Here is a 20309-nt window from a genome sequence, read left to right on the forward strand (position 1 = left end):
GTGCTCGGCCTACTCGTACGCAGGCTGCTGGTGAGCATCCCGCTGCTGCTCGTCGTCAGCTTCCTGGTCTTCGGTCTCATCGTGCTCGTGCCGGGCGACCCGGCCGTCGCACTGGCGGGCCAGAACCCCGACCCGGCCCAGATCGAGGCGGTGCGGGAACGCCTCGGGCTCGACGACCCGTTCCTGGTGCAGTACTGGCACTGGCTCAGCGGCGTGCTGCAGGGCGACCTGGGCACGTCGCTGTTCACGAGCCAGACGGTGTGGACGGCGATCGTCGCCCGCCTGCCCACCACCCTGTCGCTGGCGTTCCTCGCCCTCGCCCTGGCGGCGGTGGCCGGTGTCGCCATCGGGTCGGTCGCCGGCCTGCGCCCGGGGACGTGGACGGACCGGGTGGCGACCGTCGGGGCCAGCGTCGGTGTCGCCGTGCCCTACTTCTGGGTCGGGATGATCCTCGTCCTGCTGCTCGCGCTGCAGCACCCGCTGCTGCCGGCCGTCGGGTACGTCCCCCTCACCGAGGACCCCGTGGGGTGGTTCACCCACCTCGTCCTCCCCGCCACGGCGCTCGCGCTGGCCCCGGCCGCCGTGATCGCGCGGCAGACCAGGGCGTCGGTGGCCACCGTGATGACCGAGGACTACGTCCGGACCGCGACGGCGAAGGGGCTCGCCCCGGCCCGGGTGGTCGGCAAGCACGCGCTGAAGAACGCCGCCCTCCCGGTCGTCACGGTCTTCGGCATCGAGGCCAACCGGCTCATCGGCGGCACCGTCGTGATCGAGCAGCTGTTCGCGCTCCCCGGCCTGGGGCAGCTCGCCTACCAGAGCGTGTTCAGCCGGGACTTCCCCGTCGTGCAGGGCGTGGTGCTGGTCGCCGCGGTGATGGTGCTCCTCGTCAACGTCGTGGTCGACGTCTCCTACGGCTACTTCAACCCGAGGATCCGGCAGTCATGACGAACGTCGATGCAGCACGAGACGTCCCACCCCGGCCGGTCACCGCACCGGGCCTGCGGCGCTTCGGGCGCCGGTTCTGCACCAACCGCCTGGCGCTCACCGCCCTCGTCGTCCTCGTCGTGCTCGTCGTCGCATCGGCCGCGGCCCCGCTGCTCGCGCCGTTCGAGCCCGACGCCATCGACGTGCGGAACCGGCTGTCCGGGTCGACCCCCGCACACTGGCTCGGCACCGACGCGCTCGGTCGCGACACGCTGAGCCGGCTGCTGTACGCCGGGCGCGTCTCCCTGTTCGCCGCCGGGATCGCGGTGACGATCGCAGTGGTCGTCGGGGTGCCGTTCGGTCTGCTCGCCGGTTACCTCGGTGGGTGGTCGGACTGGGTGCTGGGCCGGGCGGCCGACGTCCTCATGACGTTCCCGGCGCTGATCCTGGCGATCGCCATCATCGCCGCGACCGGCCCGGGGCTCACGAACGCGATGATCGCCCTCGGCATCGTCTACTCGCCGCGCCTGTTCCGCGTGGTGCGTGGCGCGACGCTGGGAGTGCGGGCCGAGACCTACGTGGAGGCCTCGGTGAGCATCGGTACCCCGGCCGCCGGGATCATCGCGCGCCGGGTGCTGCCCAACATCCTCTCCCCGCTGCTCGTGCAGGTCTCGCTCATGCTGGCCGCGGCGCTGCTGGCCGAGGCGGCGCTCAGCCTGCTCGGGCTCGGCGTGGTCCCACCCACGCCCAGCTGGGGGAACCTCCTGGGCCGCGGCTTCACCGAGATCCGGACGACCCCGCTGCTCGTGGTGTGGCCGGGGGTCGCCATCGCCGTCGCGACCCTGGCTTTCAACCTCGTCGGCGACGGCCTGCGCGATGCGCTCGGCCGCGAGACCCGGAAGGCGGACTGAGGTGGGCCCGCTGCTGCACGTCGACGGCCTCTGCGTCGACTTCGCCACCGACCACGGCTGGGCCACCGTCGTGCGCGACGTGTCGTTCACGGTGGCCGAACGCGAGATCGTCGGGCTCGTCGGCGAGTCCGGTTCCGGCAAGACCGTGACCGGGCTGTCCGTACTCGGCCTGGTCCCGACCCCGCCGGGCAGGCGGTCGGGGGGACGCATCTGGTTCCGGGGTCGCGACCTCACGACCCTGGACCAACGGGCGCTGCGCGACGTGCGCGGCAACGAGATCTCCATGATCTTCCAGGAGCCGATGACGAGCCTGAACCCCGCGTTCACGGTCGGGGACCAGATCGGCGAGACGGTGCGGCGCCACCGCGGCGGCGGCCGCAGGGCGGCCACCGCGCGGGCCGTCGAGATGCTGGACGTGGTCGGGATCCCCAACGCGGGGCGGCGGGTGCACGCCTATCCCCACGAGTTCTCCGGTGGGATGCGCCAGCGGGTGATGATCGCGATGGCGCTCGCGTGCGAGCCGAAGATCCTCATCGCCGACGAGCCGACGACCGCGCTGGACGTCACGATCCAGGCGCAGATCCTCGAGCTGCTGATCTCGATGCGGGACCGGATCGGGATGGGCGTCCTGCTCGTCACGCACGACCTCGGTGTGGTGGCGCAGGTGTGCGACCGGGTCGTCGTGATGTACGCGGGCCAGGTGGTCGAGCGCGCGGAGGCGGGCGCGCTGTTCGAGCGACCCCGGATGCCCTACACGGAGGGGCTGCTCGCCGCGATGCCGCAGCTCGGTTCCCGGGAGGGGCGGCTCGCCTCGATCCCCGGCCGGACGCCGGAGCCGTGGAACATGCCGGACGGTTGCCGTTTCCACCCCCGCTGCCGGTACGCGGAGCCGCAGTGCACCGAGGGTGACGTGCCGCTGCTGGCCGTCGCCCCGGACCGGGACGGCCGCTGCGTCCGCACCGACGAGCTCGAGCTGCGAGGAGCCCAGCCGTGACGACGACTCCCCTGCTGGAGGTGGAGGGCCTGCGCGTGACGTTCACCAGCAAGCGCAGCCTCGGGGCCGGGCACCGCGTGACCGCGGTCGACGACGTCTCCCTGCACATCGACCCCGGGGAGACGCTCGGGCTGGTCGGCGAGTCCGGGTCGGGCAAGTCGACCACCGGGCGCGCGGTGCTGAAGCTCGTGCCGGTGCAGGCCGGCACGATCCGGTTCGAGGGCGCGGACGTCACCGCCCACCGCGGAGCCGCCCTGCGCAGGCTGCGGCGGCAGATGCAGATGGTGTTCCAGGACCCGTACTCCTCCCTGGACCCGTCGGCGCCGGTGGGCGCGAGCATCGCCGAGCCGCTGCGCGTGCACGACAAGGGGATGTCGAAGGCGGCGCGGCGCGACCGGGTGCTCGAGCTGCTCGACCTGGTCGGGCTGCGCCCCGGCCACGCCGACCGCTACCCGTACGAGTTCTCCGGCGGCCAGCGCCAGCGCGTGGCGATCGCCCGCGCGCTCGCGATCAACCCCCGGCTCATCGTGTGCGACGAGGCCGTGTCGGCCCTCGACGTCTCCACCCAGAACCAGGTCATCAACCTGCTGGAGGACCTGCGGGACCGGTTCGGGCTCTCCTACCTGTTCATCGCCCACGACCTCGCGGTCGTCCGCCACATCTCCCACCGGGTCGCGGTGATGTACCTGGGCCACATCGTCGAGTCGGGGCCGGTGGAGCGCATCTACGAACGGCCGGCCCACCCCTACACGCAGGCGCTGCTGTCGGCGATCCCGGTGCCGGACCCGAAGCGCAGGGGCACCGGGCGCATCCTGCTCGGCGGCGACCTCCCGGACCCCGCCGCGCCGCCGCCGGGTTGCCCGTTCCACACGCGGTGCGCCTACGCCATGGACGTCTGCTCCCGGGTCGCCCCCGAGATGACGCCCATCGAGGGCGGCGGCACCGCCGCCTGCCACCTGCAGACCACCGGCCCGACGCTCGCCGGCCGCCCGCTGTCGCGCACCGAGGTGAAGGCGTGACGGGCCCGTTCCACGGCATCACGGTGGTGGAGTTCGGGCAGTTCGTCGTCGTCCCCTTCTGCGCGCAGCTGCTGGCCGACGGCGGCGCCCGGGTGATCAAGGTCGAGCCGCCGGCCGGCGACGCGTACCGCTCGGGGCCCGCCCCGCTCGCCCCCGGGGAGACCCGGCAGTTCCTCGTCAAGAACCGGGGCAAGCAGAGCATCGCGATCGACCTCGGCCACCCGCGGGCGCAGCCCGTCGTGCACCGGCTGGTCGAGCTGGCCGACGTCGTGCTCGTCAACCTCAGTCCCGCCGCCGTCCGGCGCCGCGGGCTCGACTACGAGAGCGTCGCGGCGCGCAACCCGCGCCTGGTCTACGGCGCCGTCAGCGCGTACGGGCACGTCGGACCGGAGGCCGGGCTGCCCGGCATGGACGTCGTCGTGCAGGCGCGGTCGGGGTTGATGAGCTCGCTCGCCGCCGAGGTCGACGGGTTGCCGCACCACAGCGAGGTGCAGGCGGCCGACTACTCGACCGCCATGCTGCTCTTCGGCGGCATCGCTGCCGCGCTGTACGCCCGCGAGCGCACCGGGCGCGGCCAGAAGGTGGAGACCTCCCTGCTCGGCGGCGCGCTGGCCCTGCAGAACAACTCGCTCGCCCACGTCCACGAGGCCGACGACTGGCGCCGCGAGTTCGTCGAGGACCGGCTGCCGCAGCTGCGGGCCGCGGGCGCGGGCCTGGCCGAGATCGAACGGGTGCGGCGCGCGCTGCGGCCCGACGCGCCGATCCACACCGCGCACTACCGCACGTTCCGGACGGCCGACGGCGCCATCGCCGTCGGGGCGGGCAGCCCGTCGGCGCGGGCGCGGCTCGCCGAGGTGACCGGGCTCGACGAGGACGCGCTCCAGACCGACCCCGACGCATCCCGGGCCGGGCTCGCGGCCCTGCTGGTCACCCGCACCAGCGCCGAGTGGATCGCCGATCTGCGGGCCCGGGAGGTCCCCGTCGCGGAGGTCCGCCACGTGGACGAGATGCTCTTCGACCCGCACCTGGAGGCGGAGGGGCTCGTCGCGGACCACGACCACGAGTCCGTCGGCCGCTACCGCGGGCTCGGCGCCCCGCTCCGGATGAGCGGGACCCCGTTCGCGGCAGGCGCCGCGTCACCCCCGTTCGCCCGGCACACCAACGCCCTGCTCACCGAGCTGGGCTTCGACGACGCCGAGGCGGCGGCGCTGCGCGACTGCGGGGCCGTCGTCACCGCCCGGAGGACGTGACCATGGATTTCGCACCGACCGCCCTCACCCGCGCCGAGGAGGACCTGCGCCGCGAGGTCCGCGACTTCCTCGCCACGGAGCTGCCGGCCGGCCACCGGCCGGGCCTGGGGATGGCCGCGGGCCACGACCCGGAGTTCTCGCGCAAGCTCGCCGCACGGGGATGGGTGGGCATGGCGATCCCGCCGGAGTACGGCGGGGGCGGGCGCTCGGCCGTGGACCGCTTCGTCGTCGTCGAGGAGCTGCTGGCCGCCGGTGCCCCGTTCGGGGCGCACTTCGTCGCCGACCGGCAGACCGGTCCCACCCTCCTCCACTTCGGCACGGAGGATCAGCGGCGGCGGTTCCTGCCCCGGATCTGCGCGGGCGAGTGCTGGTTCTCCCTCGGCATGAGCGAGCCCGGCTCCGGATCCGACCTCGCCTCCGTGCGCACGGCGGCCGCGAAGGTCGACGGTGGGTGGGTCGTCAACGGCACCAAGGTCTGGACCAGCGGCGCCCACCTCAACCACTACTTCGCCGTGCTGCTGCGGACCTCGCCCGCCGACGGCGACCGGCACCGCGGGCTGAGCCAGCTCATCGTCGACCTGCGGGCGCCGGGGGTGAAGATCTCCCCGATCCCGTTCCTCGACGGGACCCACCACTTCAACGAGGTCCACCTCGACGACGTGTTCGTCCCGGACGACATGGTGCTGGGCGAGGTCGGGTCCGGGTGGAGGCAGGTGACCTCCGAGCTGGCCTACGAGCGGTCGGGCCCGGATCGCTACATGAGCCCGTTCACGCCGTTCCGGGAGTTCCTCCGCGAGCGGGCGCGGGCCGGCGCCGGGTTGAGCCCGGCGGACGCCGCGACCGCGGGGCGGCTGACCGCGCGCTACTGGACGATCCGCCAGATGTCGCTGTCGGTGGCGCGCTCGATCGACCGCGGGGAGGCACCTGCCATCGAGTCCGCCCTGGTCAAGGACATCGGGACGACGTTCGAGCAGGAGGTCGTCGCCGTGCTGCGCGAAGCGGCCGGCACCGAGATCGACCCCCGCCGCGGCTCGCTGTTCGAGCGGCTGCTGGCGCAGGCGATCCTCACCGGGCCGTCGTTCACCATCCGGGGCGGCACGACCGAGGTGCTGCGCTCCATCGCGGCGAAGGGGCTCGACCGATGACCGACGACCGCGCGCTGCTCACCGAGGTGGCCACCGGCCTGTTCCGCGACCTCTGCCCGCCCGAGGCCGTCACCGCCGCGGAGGAGACCGGGTGGGCCGGGCCGCTGTGGGACGGCCTCGCGGCCGCGGGGTTCCCCCTCGTGTCGGTGCCGGAGGACGCCGGTGGGTCCGGGGGCGACGTCGCCGACGCGTGCGCCGTGCTCCGGGTTGCCGGCCGGTTCGCCGCCCCGGTCCCGCTCGCGGAGACCGGGCTGCTCGCGGCGTGGGCCCTCGCGTCCGCCGGGATCGCCCTGCCCGCGGGTCCCGCGACCGTCGCCGTCGGCCGTCCCGACGACGCGGCCGAGCTGACCGGCGGGCCGGGGCGGTGGCGCGTCTCGGGCCGGCTGCACCGGGTGCCCTGGGCGCGCGAGGCCGAGCGCGTCGTCGTGCTGGCGCAGCGCGGGCCGGAGCCGTTCGTGCTCTCCCTGACGCCGCTGTCCGTCGAGCGGGGGCACAACCTCGCCGGGGAGCCGCGGGACACCGTTCTCCTCGACGATGAGGCCGTGCCCGACGACGCCGTCGCCCCGGCACCCGACCACGTGACGTCCGACGCGCTCGTGCTCCGGGGCGCGCTCGCGCGGGCCAACCTGATCGCCGGCGCGCTGGCCAGGGTCACCGAGCTGACCGTGCGGTACACGAGCGAGCGGGAGCAGTTCGGCCGGCCCATCGCGCGGTTCCAGGCGGTGCAGCACCACCTCGTCCGGATCGCGGAGGAGGCGCAGGCGGCCGCGATGGCCGCCACGGTCGCCGCCTCCGAGCCCGGCTCCTTCGAGATCGCCGCGGCGAAGATCGTGGCCGGGGAGGCGGCCTCCGCGGCGGCCAAGGCGGCCCACCAGGCGCACGGCGCCATCGGCATGACGAGGGAGTACGAGCTGGGCCAGCTCACCAGGAGATTGTGGGCGTGGCGCGACGAGTTCGGCGGCGAACGCCACTGGAGCGCCCGGCTGGGCGGCCACGTGGCCGGGCTCGGCGCCGACGGGCTGTGGCCGCGCATCGCGACCGGGCTGCTCGCCCCGTCCTGAGCATCCTCGGATCTCGCAGCAAGAATCGACCGGTGATCCATCCCAGATCCGCCCGACCGCCCGGCCACGGTCGTACCGGCGGATCTCGCAGCGATCACAGATCCGTCCGCTCCGCCCCTCACCCCGACGCGAGCTCCACGGCCCGGTCCCGCAGGCGGAACCTCTGGATCTTCCGGCCGTTGGTGCCCTCCACCGTCGGCCAGTCCGTGACGACGTGGACGGCGGCGGGCACCTTGTAGTCGGCCAGGTCGCGGCGGCAGTGGTCGAGCAGCTCGCCGTCGGCGGCCGTGGCGTCCGCGTGCAGCTCGACGAAGGCGAACGCGGCCTCGCCGCCGTCCGGCGCCGGGACGCCGACGACCTGGGCGAGGACGACCGCGGGGTGGCGTTGCAGGTGCTGCTCGATCTCGCCGGGGTCGGTGAGGAAGCCGCGCAGCCGCAGCGAGTCCTTCATCCGGGACAGGTAGACGAAGGCGCCGTCGTCGCGGGTGTGGCCGAGGTCGCCGCTGCGGTACCAGCCTTCCGGGGTGAAGGCGGCCGCGGTCGCCTCCTCGTTGCCGAGGTAGCCGTCGGCGACGTTGTAGCCGCGGAACTGCAGCTCGCCCGCCTCACCGTGGGGCAGGACGGCGCCGGTGTCGGGGTCGGTCGCCCGCACCTCGATGTCGCCCACCGGGAAGCCGCCGCCGAGGCTGCGCGGCTCCGCGTCCCACTCCCGCGGCCACCGGGTCATGAGGGCGAACAGCTCGCTCGCCCCGTAGACGCCGGTGAGGCGCGCACCCGCCACCCGCTCCACGTCCCGGACCAGGGCGGCACCCCCTCCGGAGAAGCTCGCGAACGCTCCCTCCCGCCACGTGTCCATCCGCAGCCCGCGCTCCCGGGCGACGGCGAGCACGTCGCGGAGCATGTTGTCGGCGGCGTGGAAGTGGGTGACGCCGTGGCGCGCGATCGCCTCGGCCGAGGCGGCCGGGTCGTAGGACGCGGGCAGCACCGCGGTCGACCCGGACGCGAGCGCCGACAGCGCCGCGTTGAACCCGAACACGCCGCACAGCGGCAGCGCGCACAGCGACACCTCGCCGGGCGCCATGTCGAACGCCGCCACGTCGTTGTGCGCGTGCGTCACGATCGCCGCCTGCCGGTGCACCGCCAGCTTCGGCACGCCGGTCGAGCCGGACGTCGCGAAGACGGCGGCGGCGTCGTCCGGCCGGGCGTCGTCCCCGGCCATCGGCGGGTGCGCGTCCAGCCGCTCCCAGGGCAGCGCTCCCCCGGGGAGCTCGCCGGCACCGACGGCGACGACCGGTGGTGCCGTGGCGAGCCCGCCCCGGTGGCGGGCCTCGGCGAGGATCCCGGCGAAGTCGATCTGCCGGTAGCCGACGGGCAGCACGAGCAGCACGGCACCCGAGACGCGCAGGATGTCGGCCAGCTCCTGGGCCCGGAACCGGGTGTTGACGGCCACGACGGCCGCGCCGACCCGGGCCGCCGCGAACTGGACGACCAGCCACTCGGGGAGGTTCGGCAGCCACAGCGCGATCCGGTCGCCGCGGCCGATCCCCAGCGCCGCGAGGCCCGTGGCCGCGCGCCGCGCCCGCTGGTCGAGCTCGCCGAAGGTCGTCGTCCGCCCCGAGTCCGGGTCGACGAGCGCCGCCCGGTCCGCCCGCTCTCCGACCAACGACGTCAACAGGCCCGTCAGCGTGCCCCGCACCCCGGCTCCTCCCCGATCAGAACAGGTCCCACCACTGCGACCGGCGCCTCAGCACGGCGGCGTCCTCCTCCAGCGCGATCCGTCCCGCGCGCAGGACGTAGACGCGGTCGGCGATGCGCAGCGCCTGGTCGACGTTCTGCTCCACCATCAGCACGGACAGCTCCCGTTCGGCGACCAGCCGGCCGACCAGCTCCATGACCTGCTCCACGAGGACCGGCGCGAGGCCGAGCGACGGCTCGTCGAGCAGCAGCATCCGCGCCTGCGACATCAACGCCATGCCGATGCTGAGCATGCGACGCTCGCCGCCGCTCATGGTGCCCGCGCGTTGGCCGCGCCGCTCGTGCAGCACCGGCAGCAGGTCGGACACGTCCCGGCGGATCTCGGCGGCGCGGCCCGCCGGTGTGGTGAACGCAGCGAGCTGCAGGTTCTCGTCCACGGTGAGGTCCGGGAAGACGAAGTCGTCCTCCAGCACCATGCACATCCCGCGGCGGACGTTGGCGGCGCTCGACGAGTTCGTGATCGGCCGGTCACGGAAGCGGACCTCGCCACCCCACACCGGGAGCAGCCCCATCGCCGCCTTCAGCGTGGTGGTCTTGCCCGCCCCGTTGTGGCCGACGAGGGTCACCACCTCGCCCTCGCCGACCGACAGCGAGACGTCGAACACCGCCTCGCGCGCCCCGTAGCCGGTGCGCAGCCGGTCAATCGACAGCATGCTCGCCCTCCTGGTGTCCCCCGCGGTTCTCCGGACGGGCGTGGGTCGTGCCGAAGTAGATGCTCGTGAGGCGCTCATCGGCCATCAGCTCGTCCGGCGGGCCCTCCGCGACGATCCGCCCGGCGTCCATGAAGTAGGCGTGGCTCGCGAGCGCCCGGACGATCTCCAGGTTGTGCTCGACGACGCAGACCGTGCGTCCCCCGGCCGCGAGCTCGCGCACCAGCTGCAGGATCTTCTCGACCCAGTGCCGGTCCACCCCGGACGCGGGCTCGTCCAGCAGCAGGACGTCGGCATCGGTGGCCAGCAGCCGGGCGAGGGCCAGCAGCTTCTGCTCGGCGAAGGCGAGTGTCGAGGCCGGCTGGTCGGCGCGGTCGGCGAGCCCGACGAACTCGAGGTAGGACATGGCCTTCGCGGTCGTCTCGGCGCGCGCCTGCCAGGTGGCCGCCGGTCGGCCGAACAGCGACCCCACCCGGGCGCCGGGCTGGCCCGGGACGGCGGCGGCCACGTTGTCGAGCGCGGTCATGGCGTCGAAGATCCGCACGTCCTGGAACGTGCGCGCCAGCCCGAGGCCGGTGCGCCGCCACGCCGGGAGGGCGGTCACGTCGCGGCCGTGCAGCTCGACCCGCCCGGCGTCGAGCGGGACCGTCCCGGTGAGCAGGTTGAACAGGGTCGTCTTCCCGGCCCCGTTCGGCCCGACGAGCGCGGTGATCTCCCCGCGGGGCAGCGTGAGGCTCAGCCCGTCGGCCGGCCGGACCCCGCCGAAGCTCTTGGTCAGGTCGGTGGCCACCAGCACCGGGCCGTCCCCGCCGCGGCCCGCGGGCGGACGCACGGGCGCCGGTTCGCGCTTGCCGGTGCGCCGCCGCCACCGCAGCGGGATGCGGACCTGCTCCGGAACGATCCCCTGCGGCCGGTAGATCATGAAGAGCACCAGCAGCAGCCCGTAGGCGAACCGCTGCACGAGGCCCGCGACCTGGTTGTCCAGCTCGAGGAGCAACATCAGCTGCGGGGCGCCGACCAGGATGAAGGCGCCGAGCACCGTGCCGAGCACGTTGCCCGCCCCGCCCAGCACGATCACCGCGATCAGGAAGATCGACTGGTCGAGGGAGAAGCTGATCGGGCTCACGAACGCGAGGTAGTGGGCGTACGCGGCGCCCGCGAGGCCCGCGAGGACGCCGGCCAGCAGGAAGACGGTCACCTTGTAGTAGGTGACGTTCGTGCCGATGCTCGTCGCCGCGACGTCGTCCTCGCGCACCGCGCGCAGCAGGCGCCCGTAGGGCGAGTGGCCCACCCACAGCGCGAGCACCAGCCCGACCGCGAAGATCAGGAGGACGAACGGCAGCAGGTCGGGCGGGTCCGGGTACCGGGTGCCGGCGAGGGCCGTGGGCCGCGGGATCCCGGAGATGCCCCCGCTGCCGCCGGTGACGGACGTCCAGGACGTGTAGACCCCGACCAGCACGAACTGGATCGCGAGCGTGAGCAGGATGAGGTACTCCCCCGTCACGCGCAGCGCGGGCCAGGAGACCAGGGCGTACCCGGCCGCCGTGACGACGACCGACAGCAGCACGGTCAGCGGGAAGGGGAGCCCGCCCGCGGTGGCCGCGATCGCCGTCGTGTACGCGGCCACGCCGAACATCGCACCCTGGGCCATCGACAGGAGCCCGGTGTAACCGATCAGTAGGTTCAGCGAGAACCCGAGCACCGAGACGATGAGCGCGGAGTTGACGATGTCGACGTAGAAGTCCACGGCGCCCGCCTCACCCGGCCCCGCGCGCGAGCAGCCCGCGCGGTCGCACGACCAGCACGGCGAAGAGGATCACGAACGCGACGATGCCGGTCAGGTAGCCGGGCAGCACGATCGCACCGAGGCTGGTGGCGAGGCCGAGGACGAGCCCGCCGACGGCCGCGCCGGGGATGCTGCCGATCCCCCCGATGAACACCGCGATGAACCCGGCGAGCAGCGGCTCGACCCCCATCGTCGGCGTCGCGGTGTCCCGCGCGGCGTACAGCACCCCGCCGACCCCGGCCAGCAGCGACCCGATGCCGAAGACCAGCTCGAAGATCAGCAGCCGGCTCACGCCGAACGCCTCGGCGAGCACCGCGTTGCTCTCCACGCCGCGGACCGCGAGCCCGTACTTCGTGAAGCGCAGGAACGCGGCGACGGCCAGCACGGCGCACCAGCCGAGCACGGCGATGAGGACCTGCAGCCACCCGGTGGCGATCGGGCCGACCTGCAGCCCGCCGCCCGGTGCGCCGGGAAGCGGGCGGGAGTTGGGCCCGAACAGGTACTGCACGACGGCCTGACCGGCGATGAGGAGACCGAGCGATGCGAGGAAGACGTTCAGCGTGCTCGCGCCGCGCCGCCGCAACGGCCGGTACACCACCAGGTCCGTCGCCACGCCGAAGCCGGCGGCCACCAGCCCGCCGACGACCACCGCCGCCCAGAACGGCAGGCCGAACTCGGCGCCGAGCACCCCGGCGTAGGCCCCGACCGTGAACGTCAGGGCGTGGGCGAAGTGGAACGTGCGGGTGGTGGCGAAGATGATCCCGAAGCTCACCGCGAGCATCGCGTAGAAGCTGCCGACGAGCAGCCCGTCGAGAGCGAGCTGGGGTGCGAGGAGCATCGCCGCGCCCCGCTCAGCCGGCGGCCGGGACGATCCGGCCGTCGGTGAAGGTGGCGATCGGGGCGATCTTCCCCTGGCCGTCGGCGCGGAACACCGCGGCGGGCTTCTCCACGGTGCCGTCCGGGTGGAACGTCATGGAGTCGCCGTAGACGGTGCCGAACTCGTGGCCCTGCTGCACGGCGGCGGTCATCTCCTCGGCGAGCACGCCCGGCTCGGCCGGGTCGCGTCCCGCCTGGCCGGCCATCGCGACGAGGTCGGGGAGCACGAACCGGACGAGGTCGTAGTAGTTCGCGGCGTAGAACTCCGGGTCGGCGCCGAACCGCTTCCGGTACTCCTGTGCGAACGCCGTCCCCTCGGGGTCGCCGCTGCCCGGGTCGAACCGGTCGATGATCGCGACGTAGCCGTCCATGGCGGGCCCGGCGACCTTCGCGGCGTCCGGCGTCCACTCGTTGCCGATGATCGGCACGTCGAGGCCCAGCCTGCGGGCCTGCTGGATGATGTAGCCGACGTCGTTGCCGTAGGAGCCGATGACCAGCAGCTGCGGGTCCGCGGCCCGGATGCGCGCGAGCTGGGTGGCGTAGTCGGTGGCGCCGATCTCGTGGGGCTCCTCGGCCACCACCTCGCAGCCTGCGGCCTGGCAGCCCTCCTTGACGGCCTCGTTGTCCGACGTCCCCGCGGCGTCGTTCCAGAAGATCGTGGCGACGCGCTGGACGCCGTTCTGCCCGGCGGTCCAGCCGACCAGCGACGGCAGCAGCTGCTTGCCGAGCATCCGGTTGTTGAACAGGTGCTCCTTGCCGACCAGGTCGTCGCCGACACCGCCGCCGTTGAGCAGCAGGACGCCCTGGTCGACGGCCATCGGCTGGACGGCGACGGTCGGGGCCGTGAACGACGACAGCACCACACCCGCCCCGTCGATGTTGACGAGCTTGCGCGCGGCCGACACCGCGGCGTCGACGTTGCCGCTGCGGTGGTCCTCCACCTGCAGCTCGAACCGGTGGCCCTCGGCCCCGCCGCCCGCGTTGACCTGGTCGACGGCGATCTGGGAGCCCTTGCTCATCACGTCGCCGTAGAACGAGCCCTCGCCGGTCATCGCGAAGAGGGCGCCGATCTGCACGGCACCCGCTCCGCCGCCGGTCTCACCGTCGGATCCACCCCCGCAGCCCGCGAGGGCGAGCGCGAACACCGCGGAAGCGGCCAGCACCCGCACGCGAGACTGCGTCTGCACAAAAGACGGTGCCCACCGCGACCTCATCGTCACCCGGCCTCCCTGCCTACGCCGCAGACGCTTTACCAGCCCGACCGGGGTGTCAACCCGCTGTTCCGCCGGTGAAATCGGGGTTCATCCGCCGTGTTGACACCCGCGACAACCGCTGGGAAAGTGCGAATTCGTCTCATATACAGCATGGAGTTTCAAATATGGAACACCTGCGCTACCACTCCCCCGCCGCGGATCTCGCGGCACGCACGTTGAAACTCCTGAGCCGCTACCGCACCCGCTGCCTGACGCTGTCGGAGATCGCCGCCGCGCTGGACATGCCGAAGACCAGCTGCCTGCGGGTGCTGCGCACGCTGCAGGCCCACGGCCTCCTCGGCTACGACGAGGCCGACCGCCGCTACTCCCTCGGCGAGTACGCGGTGGTGATCGGGTCGCGGGCCGCCGAGGGACTCGACACCCTGACGCGGGTCCGGCCGCTGCTCACCGCCGCAGCCCGCCGCACCGCACTGACCGCGGCGTTCGTGCAGGTGGCCGGGCCGGACCGGATGATGTACGTCGCGAAGCAGGAGGCGCCCGGCGGGGTCGTGGTCTCGGTCGGCAACCGGTTCCCGGTCACCTCGGTCTCCTACGGCAAGTGGGTCATGGCCTTCGCCGCCGACGCGGAGCGGGAACGCCTGCTCGCCGGCGGCCTGCCGCGGATCACCGCAGCCACGACCACCGAGCGGGCGCGGTACCTGGAGCAGGTCGACGCGCTGCGCGTCGGCGAGGTCCTCGAGTCGCGGGGCGAGTACGTCGAAGGCGTCTACGCGGTGTCGTGCGCCGTCGTCGACGAGCGGCACGAGCTGGCGGGCGTGCTGGTCGTCCTCGGCCGCCTCGACGCCCTCGACCGGGAACGCCGGCAGGCGGTGTGCGAGACCGTGCGGGAGATCGCGGCCCGGTGCACCGCCCACCCGGACGAGGCGGCCGGCGGTCGCGAGCCCGACCGGATCGCCGGGTGACGACCGGTGGACACCCCGGCGTACTTCTCACCGTCGGTCGACACCGCCGCGCGGGTTCTCCAGCTGCTGAGCCGCTACCGCACCCGGTCCGCCACGCTGTCGGAGATCGCCACGGCCCTGGGCGTGTCGAAGACGACGTGCCTGCGGGTGATCCGCACTCTCGTCGCGCACGGCCTGCTCGCGCAGGACGAGCACGGCAAGCGCTACCGCCTCGGCTACTTCGCGGTGGTCCTGGGCGCCCGGGCCGAGGAGGGCCTCGACGCGCTGCAACGGGTCCGGCCGCTGCTGGCGGAGGCGGCCGAGCGGACCGGGCTCACCGCCGCGTTCGTGCAGCGCGTGTCGGCGGACCGGATGATGTACGTCGCCAAGGAGCAGGGCCCGAACGCGCACGTGACGGTCTCGGTCGGCAACCGGTTCCCGATCCTTTCCGTGTCCTACGGCAAGTGGGTGTTGGCCTTCGCCGACGAGGCGGAGCGGGAGCGGCTGCTCGCCGACGGGCTGCCGCAGGTCACCCCGCACACGCTCACCGATGCCACCGCCCACCGGGCCCAGGTCGCGGCGCTCGGGCCGGGCGACGTCGTGGTCTCGCGCAACGAGTACGTCAACGGCGTGCACGCCGTGTCCTGCCCGGTGCTCGACTCCCGGGGCCGACTGGAGGGCGTGCTCGTCGTGCTCGGGCTGTCCGAAGCCCTCGGGCCCGCCGAGGCCGGGTCCGTCCACGACGTCGTGCGCGACATCGCCGCGCGCTGCCACAGCGAACCGGAACCGTGACGAGGAGGGACCCCGCATGCCGCCCCACCCGCCGATGTACTTCGAGGACTTCGCCGAGGGCCAGGCGTTCACCACTCCGGCCCGCACGGTCACCGAGGCCGACGTCGTGTCGTTCGCGGCCTGGACCGGCGACTACAACCCGATCCACACCGACGCCGAGTTCGCCCGCACCACGCGCTTCGGCGAGCGGCTCGCCCACGGGCTGCTCGGGACGTCGCTGTGCCTGGGCCTGATGGCCCGCACCGGGATCTTCGAGGGCAGCGCGGTGGCCCTGCTCGGCATCGACGGCTGGACGTTCCGGGCGCCGCTGCTCATCGGCTCCACGGTGCACTGCCGCATCACGATCGAGGGCTGCCGGCTCACCAGCCGGGGTGACGCGGGCGTGGTGCAGCGGCGCTTCGCCCTGGTCGACCAGCACGGCACGACGCTGCAGGACGGCCGGATGGACGTCATGGTCGCGGTCCGACCCGCCGGCACCGCCGGGGTCGCATGACGGCGTGGATCAGCGGCAGCGGGCTCACCCCGTTCGGCCGGCAGCCCGGCCGGGACGCGCTGGCCTGGCAGAGCACGGCGGCGCTCTCCGCCCTCGACGACGCGGGCCTGCGCCCGCAGGAGGTCGACGCCGTGTTCGCCGGGTACGCGACGACCCTCGGCCACCTGATGCCCGCCGACCTGCTCGCCGCGCAGCTCGGGATCCGGCCCGTCGTGGCGAGCGGGCTGAGTTCGGGCGGTGCCACGGGGCTCGCGATGGTGGCGGCGGCGGTCCGGCTCGTCGAGGCGGGAGCGGCCGACACGGTGCTCGTGGCCGCGGGCGAGGACCGGGCGAGCGGGCAGAGCGGCGAGACCTCCACCCGCACCCTCGCCCAGGTCGGCCACCGCGACTACGAGGTGCCGACCGGGTGCACGGTGCCCGGCTACTACGCCCTGCTCGCCTCCGCCCACCTGCACCGCCACGGCCTCGACCGGACGGCGCTCGCGCCGCTCGCCGTGCAGATGCGGGCCCACGCCGCGCGGCACCCGGGCGCGCACCACCGCACTCCGGTCACCGCCGCGGACGTGCTCGGCTCGCGCCCGGTCGCCGACCCGCTGCACCTGCTCGACTGCTGCCCGGTCTCGGACGGCGGCGCGGCGTTCGTCGTGACGAGCCGCCCGGGTGCGAAGCGCAACGTGCGGGTGCTCGGCATCGGCGAGGCCCATCGCCACCAGCACGTCAGCGAGGCCGACCCGGCCTCGTTCGGCGCCCGCGAGGCAGCGGGGCGCGCGCTCGCGCAGGCCGACCGGGAGCTCGGCGACGTCGACGTCGCGGGGGTCTACGACTCGTTCACGATCACGCTGGCGCTGCTGCTCGAGGAGATCGGCTTCGCCGATCCGGGACGCAGCGGCGCCGACGCCGCAGCCGGCCGGTTCGACCTCACCGGCCCGCTGCCGCTCAACACCCACGGCGGCCTGCTGTCCTACGGCCACTGCGGGGTGGCGGGCGGCATGGCGCACCTCGCCGAGGTCATCGCCCAGCTCCGCGGCGAGGCGCCGGACCGCGCCCTGCCACGGCTTCCCCGCACCGGCTTCGTGCACGCCGACGGCGGCGTGCTGTCGGCCCACGTGAGCCTCGTGCTGGAGCGCGCAACGTGACGGCCCGCGAACCGGACTGGACCGACGGCGTCCCCCGGATCGTCGTCTCGCGGTGCCGGGCCTGCGGCCGTCGCTGGTACCTGCGCCGCAGCCGGTGCCCCTCCTGCGGCTCGCCGGAGGTCGAGGGCCGCGCCGGCGCCGGCACCGGGGTGGTCGCCGCGCGCACGGTGCTGCACCACGGGCCCGCCGCGCCCTTCGGCGTCTGCCTCGTCGAGCTCGACGAGGGGGTCACGGTCATGACGCGCTGCGACCCGGCCGCGCGCATCGGGGCGCGGGTCTCGATCGGGTTCGTCGACGGGGTGCCGCACGCGGCCGAAGTCCGGTAAACATAACGATCGTTCAGTAAGGTTCAGCAAGTTCACGCGACCACGCCGAGGATGTCGATGAGCGCGACGAGCGGAACGATCACCGGGCACGGCATGACGATGAGCGACATGGTCGCCCGGCACGCCCGGATCCGGCCCGACGAGGAGGCGCTGACCGACCCGTGGGGCCGCCGGACCTACCGCGAGCTCGACGAGCGGGTGACCCGGCTCGGCAGCGTCCTCGTCGAGCGGGGGGTGCGGCCCGGCGACCGGGTGGCGGTGCTCGGGCCCAACCGCATCGAGGTCGTGGAGTCGTGGCTGGCGGTGCTGCGGGTCGGCGGGATCGTGGTGCCGGTGAACTTCCGGCTCGTCGCCGACGAGATCGCCTACGTGCTGCACGACAGCGGGGCGTGCGTGGTGGTGTCCGACGCCGCGCTCGCCCCGGCGGTCGAGCAGGCGCGCGGCGCGGCTCCCGCCGTGCGTTCGGTCCTCACCTACGGCGACGAGTACGAGCGGCTCCTCGCCGCCGCGCCGGACGGCTACACCGAGGTCCCCGTTCCGGACGCGGCGCCCGCCTTCATCATGTACACGTCCGGCACCACGGGCTTTCCGAAGGGAGCGGTGCTCACACACCGCAACCTCTACCTGCACGGCTTCTGCTCGATGGCGACGCTGGGCACCACGGGCGACGACCGCGTGTGGATGTCGGCGGCGCCGCTGTTCCACATCGCCGGGCTGTCCGGGATGCTGCCGGTGCTGATCACCGGCGGGAAGACCGTCATCCCGCCGTCGGGCGGGTTCGACCCGGTCGCGACCGTGCGGACCCTCGCCGACGAGGGCGTGAGCGGCTGCTTCATGGTCCCGGCGCAGTGGCAGGCGGTCTGCGCGGTGCCCGGCCTCGCCTCCTACGACCTGTCGCGGCTGCGCCGGATCTCCTGGGGCGCCGCGCCCGCCTCCACCACCCTGCTGCGCACGATGATCGACTCGTTCCCGCAGGCCGAGGTGTGCACCGCGTTCGGGCAGACCGAGTGCAGCCCGGTCACCACCAACCTGCGGGGCGAGGACGCGATCCGCAAGATCGGCTCGGTCGGCACGCCCATGGTCGGCGTCGAGGTCCGCGTGGTGGACGAGGACATGAACGACGTCCCGCGCGGCGAGGTCGGCGAGATCGTCTACCGCAGCCCCATGGTGATGAAGGAGTACTGGAACAAGCCGGACGAGACCGCCGCGGCGTTCCGTGGCGGCTGGTTCCACTCCGGCGACCTGGTCCGCGAGGACCCGGACGGCTACTACTACGTCGTCGACCGCAAGAAGGACATGATCATCTCCGGCGGGGAGAACATCTACTGCGCCGAGGTGGAGAACGTCCTCGCCGGCCACCCGAAGATCGCCGAGGTGGCCCTGATCGGCGTCCCCGACCCCAAGTGGGGCGAGACCCCGCTCGCGGTCATCGCGCCGCGCGACCCCGCCGACCCGCCCACCGCCGCCGAGATCGAGGAGTTCTCCCGCGAGCACCTCGCCGGCTACAAGCGGCCCCGGAAGATCCGGATCGTGGACGGGCTCCCCCGCAACCCGAGCGGCAAGGTGCTCAAGACCGCGCTGCGCGAGCGGTTCGGCGCCGGCCGGACGGTCGCCGAACCCGCCGTCTGATCGCGCGCCCGGGACGTGATCGTTGCGGGATGCGGCTCAGCGCCCCGGGCAGGGCGATCCCCCGCAACTCGGACCGATCATGCAACCTTGATCGCCGCGAGACCACGCTGAACGCCCTCGTGAGGGCGGCTTCTAACATCTCGGATCGATCACCGGCCGCCGATCCGCGTGCTTCCGTTGCACGAGCGGCACCCTCGCTCGCACCTATCGGACGAAGGTGCCGCTCGTACGGAGATGAGGGTTGAGTGCTACGACAGCAGCTCGACGATCGTGGCGTTGGCGGTGCCGCCGCCCTCGCACATCGTCTGCAGGCCGTAGCGCAGGTTCTCCCGCCGCATCCGAGCGAGCAGGCGGGTCATGAGGATCGCCCCCGACGCGCCGAGCGGGTGCCCGACCGCGATGGCCCCGCCCAGCGGGTTGACCTTGGCCGGGTCGGCGCCGGTGTCGGCCAGCCAGGCCAGCGGTACGGGCGCGAACGCCTCGTTGACCTCGAAAGCCCCGATCTCGTCGATGCCGATCCCCGATCGGCGCAGCACCTTCTCGGTGGCCGGGATCGGCCCGGTCAGCATCATGATCGGGTCGGCGCCCGACACCGCGCCGCTGTGGTAGCGCGCGATCGGGGTGAGCCCCAGCTCGCGCGCCCGCTCGGACGTGGTGATCAGCAGCGCCGCCGCCCCGTCGGAGATCTGCGACGCGTTCCCGGCGTGGATCACCCCGTCCTCGCGGAACGACGGCTTGAGCTTGGCGAGCGTCTCCACCGACGTGCCCCGCCGCAGCCCCTCGTCCACCGCGAACTTGGTGCCCTCGACATCGACGGGGACGATGTGGTCGTCGAACACCCCCTCGTCGATCGCCGCGGCCGCCCGCGCGTGCGAGGCCGCCGCGAACTCGTCGAGCTGTTCCCGCGAGAGCCTCCAGCGCTGCGCGATCAGCTCCGCGCCCACGCCCTGGTTGAACTCGAAGTCGTCGTACCGCTCCAGCACCCGCGGCCCGTAGGGCTGCCCGGACTCGCGCGCCGCTCCGAGCGGCACGCGGCTCATCGTCTCGACGCCGCCCGCGACCACGACGTCGTACTGCCCGGACATCACCGCCTGCGCGGCGAAGTCGACCGCCTGCTGGCTCGACCCGCACGCCCGGTTGATCGTCACCCCGGGCACGTGCTCGGGCCAGCCGGCCGCCAGCACCGCGAACCGGCCGATGTTGCTCGACTGGTCCCCGACCTGGCTCACGCAGCCCCAGACGACGTCGTCCACCGTGGCGGGGTCGACGCCGGTCCGTTCCACCAGCGCCGTGAGCACCTCAGCCGAGAGGTCCGCCGCGTGCACGCCCGACAGCGCACCGCGCCGCTTGCCGATCGGTGTCCGTACCGCATCGACGACGACCGCGTCCCGCATCCCGCTCCTCCTC

Annotated in this window: 19 protein-coding genes; 13 read left to right on the plus strand and 6 right to left on the minus strand. The window is 73.7% G+C overall.

Going from position 1 to position 20309, the window contains the following annotated elements:
* From ACU436_RS04530 to ACU436_RS04560, 7 genes are read left to right on the plus strand one after another with little or no spacing between them, the layout of a single operon-like run.
* The gene (locus tag ACU436_RS04530; protein ID WP_459021907.1) at positions 1-945 is read left to right on the plus strand and encodes an ABC transporter permease; all 945 of its coding nucleotides are present in this window, start codon (positions 1-3) and stop codon (positions 943-945) included.
* Complete coding sequence (locus ACU436_RS04535) at positions 942-1835, plus strand: ABC transporter permease (protein ID WP_459021909.1); 894 nt, start codon at positions 942-944, stop codon at positions 1833-1835. Before ACU436_RS04530 ends, ACU436_RS04535 begins: the two co-directional genes overlap by 4 nt.
* Before the next feature lies 1 nt (position 1836).
* A complete protein-coding gene (locus ACU436_RS04540) occupies positions 1837-2829 on the plus strand; it encodes an ABC transporter ATP-binding protein (protein WP_459021911.1) in 993 nt (330 codons plus the stop codon).
* Positions 2826-3848, plus strand: coding sequence for an ABC transporter ATP-binding protein (locus ACU436_RS04545; RefSeq protein ID WP_459021912.1), 1023 nt, complete (start codon positions 2826-2828; stop codon positions 3846-3848). Before ACU436_RS04540 ends, ACU436_RS04545 begins: the two co-directional genes overlap by 4 nt.
* Positions 3845-5098 carry a CaiB/BaiF CoA transferase family protein gene (locus ACU436_RS04550; protein ID WP_459021914.1) on the plus strand — a complete coding sequence of 418 codons (1254 nt, stop codon included), beginning with the start codon at positions 3845-3847 and terminating at the stop codon, positions 5096-5098. Before ACU436_RS04545 ends, ACU436_RS04550 begins: the two co-directional genes overlap by 4 nt.
* A 2-nt stretch (positions 5099-5100) precedes the next feature.
* The gene (locus tag ACU436_RS04555; protein ID WP_459021916.1) at positions 5101-6243 is read left to right on the plus strand and encodes an acyl-CoA dehydrogenase family protein; all 1143 of its coding nucleotides are present in this window, start codon (positions 5101-5103) and stop codon (positions 6241-6243) included.
* A complete protein-coding gene (locus tag ACU436_RS04560; RefSeq protein WP_459021918.1) occupies positions 6240-7304 on the plus strand; it encodes an acyl-CoA dehydrogenase family protein in 1065 nt (354 codons plus the stop codon). The genes ACU436_RS04555 and ACU436_RS04560 overlap by 4 nt, the downstream gene beginning before the upstream one ends.
* Positions 7305-7422: 118 nt before the next feature.
* Here ACU436_RS04560 and ACU436_RS04565 read toward each other — a convergent pair whose 3' ends face one another.
* The 5 genes from ACU436_RS04565 to ACU436_RS04585 are packed head-to-tail and all read right to left on the minus strand — an operon-like array spanning position 7423 to position 13558.
* Entirely contained in the window at positions 7423-9000 is a 1578-nt protein-coding gene (locus ACU436_RS04565) for an AMP-binding protein (protein ID WP_459021920.1), read from the minus strand.
* A gap of 16 nt (positions 9001-9016) precedes the next feature.
* Positions 9017-9712: an ABC transporter ATP-binding protein gene (locus ACU436_RS04570; RefSeq protein ID WP_459021922.1), complete on the minus strand. Its 696-nt coding sequence runs from the start codon at positions 9710-9712 to the stop codon at positions 9017-9019.
* Positions 9699-11456 carry a branched-chain amino acid ABC transporter ATP-binding protein/permease gene (locus ACU436_RS04575; protein WP_459021923.1) on the minus strand — a complete coding sequence of 586 codons (1758 nt, stop codon included), beginning with the start codon at positions 11454-11456 and terminating at the stop codon, positions 9699-9701. The genes ACU436_RS04570 and ACU436_RS04575 overlap by 14 nt, the downstream gene beginning before the upstream one ends.
* A gap of 10 nt (positions 11457-11466) precedes the next feature.
* Entirely contained in the window at positions 11467-12333 is an 867-nt protein-coding gene (locus tag ACU436_RS04580) for a branched-chain amino acid ABC transporter permease (protein ID WP_459021925.1), read from the minus strand.
* A 13-nt stretch (positions 12334-12346) separates the two neighbouring features.
* Positions 12347-13558, minus strand: coding sequence for an ABC transporter substrate-binding protein (locus ACU436_RS04585; protein WP_459021927.1), 1212 nt, complete (start codon positions 13556-13558; stop codon positions 12347-12349).
* A 191-nt stretch (positions 13559-13749) separates the two neighbouring features.
* On the opposite strand from ACU436_RS04585, the gene ACU436_RS04590 reads away from it, so the two are divergent.
* From ACU436_RS04590 to ACU436_RS04615, 6 genes are read left to right on the plus strand one after another with little or no spacing between them, the layout of a single operon-like run.
* Complete coding sequence (locus ACU436_RS04590) at positions 13750-14547, plus strand: IclR family transcriptional regulator (RefSeq protein WP_459021929.1); 798 nt, start codon at positions 13750-13752, stop codon at positions 14545-14547.
* A 6-nt stretch (positions 14548-14553) separates the two neighbouring features.
* A complete protein-coding gene (locus ACU436_RS04595) occupies positions 14554-15318 on the plus strand; it encodes an IclR family transcriptional regulator (protein WP_459021931.1) in 765 nt (254 codons plus the stop codon).
* 16 nt (positions 15319-15334) lie between these two features.
* Entirely contained in the window at positions 15335-15811 is a 477-nt protein-coding gene (locus ACU436_RS04600; RefSeq protein WP_459021932.1) for a MaoC/PaaZ C-terminal domain-containing protein, read from the plus strand.
* Entirely contained in the window at positions 15808-16947 is a 1140-nt protein-coding gene (locus ACU436_RS04605) for a thiolase family protein (protein WP_459021934.1), read from the plus strand. The genes ACU436_RS04600 and ACU436_RS04605 overlap by 4 nt, the downstream gene beginning before the upstream one ends.
* Positions 16944-17273, plus strand: a complete 330-nt coding sequence (locus tag ACU436_RS04610) for a Zn-ribbon domain-containing OB-fold protein (RefSeq protein ID WP_459021936.1) — start codon at positions 16944-16946, stop codon at positions 17271-17273. Before ACU436_RS04605 ends, ACU436_RS04610 begins: the two co-directional genes overlap by 4 nt.
* 57 nt (positions 17274-17330) lie before the next feature.
* Positions 17331-18902, plus strand: coding sequence for a long-chain-fatty-acid--CoA ligase (locus tag ACU436_RS04615; RefSeq protein ID WP_459021938.1), 1572 nt, complete (start codon positions 17331-17333; stop codon positions 18900-18902).
* A 248-nt stretch (positions 18903-19150) separates the two neighbouring features.
* Here ACU436_RS04615 and ACU436_RS04620 read toward each other — a convergent pair whose 3' ends face one another.
* Positions 19151-20296 carry a thiolase family protein gene (locus ACU436_RS04620; RefSeq protein WP_459021940.1) on the minus strand — a complete coding sequence of 382 codons (1146 nt, stop codon included), beginning with the start codon at positions 20294-20296 and terminating at the stop codon, positions 19151-19153.
* Positions 20297-20309: the final 13 nt, after the last annotated feature.

The organism is Pseudonocardia wallangbongensis, assembly GCF_054486945.1.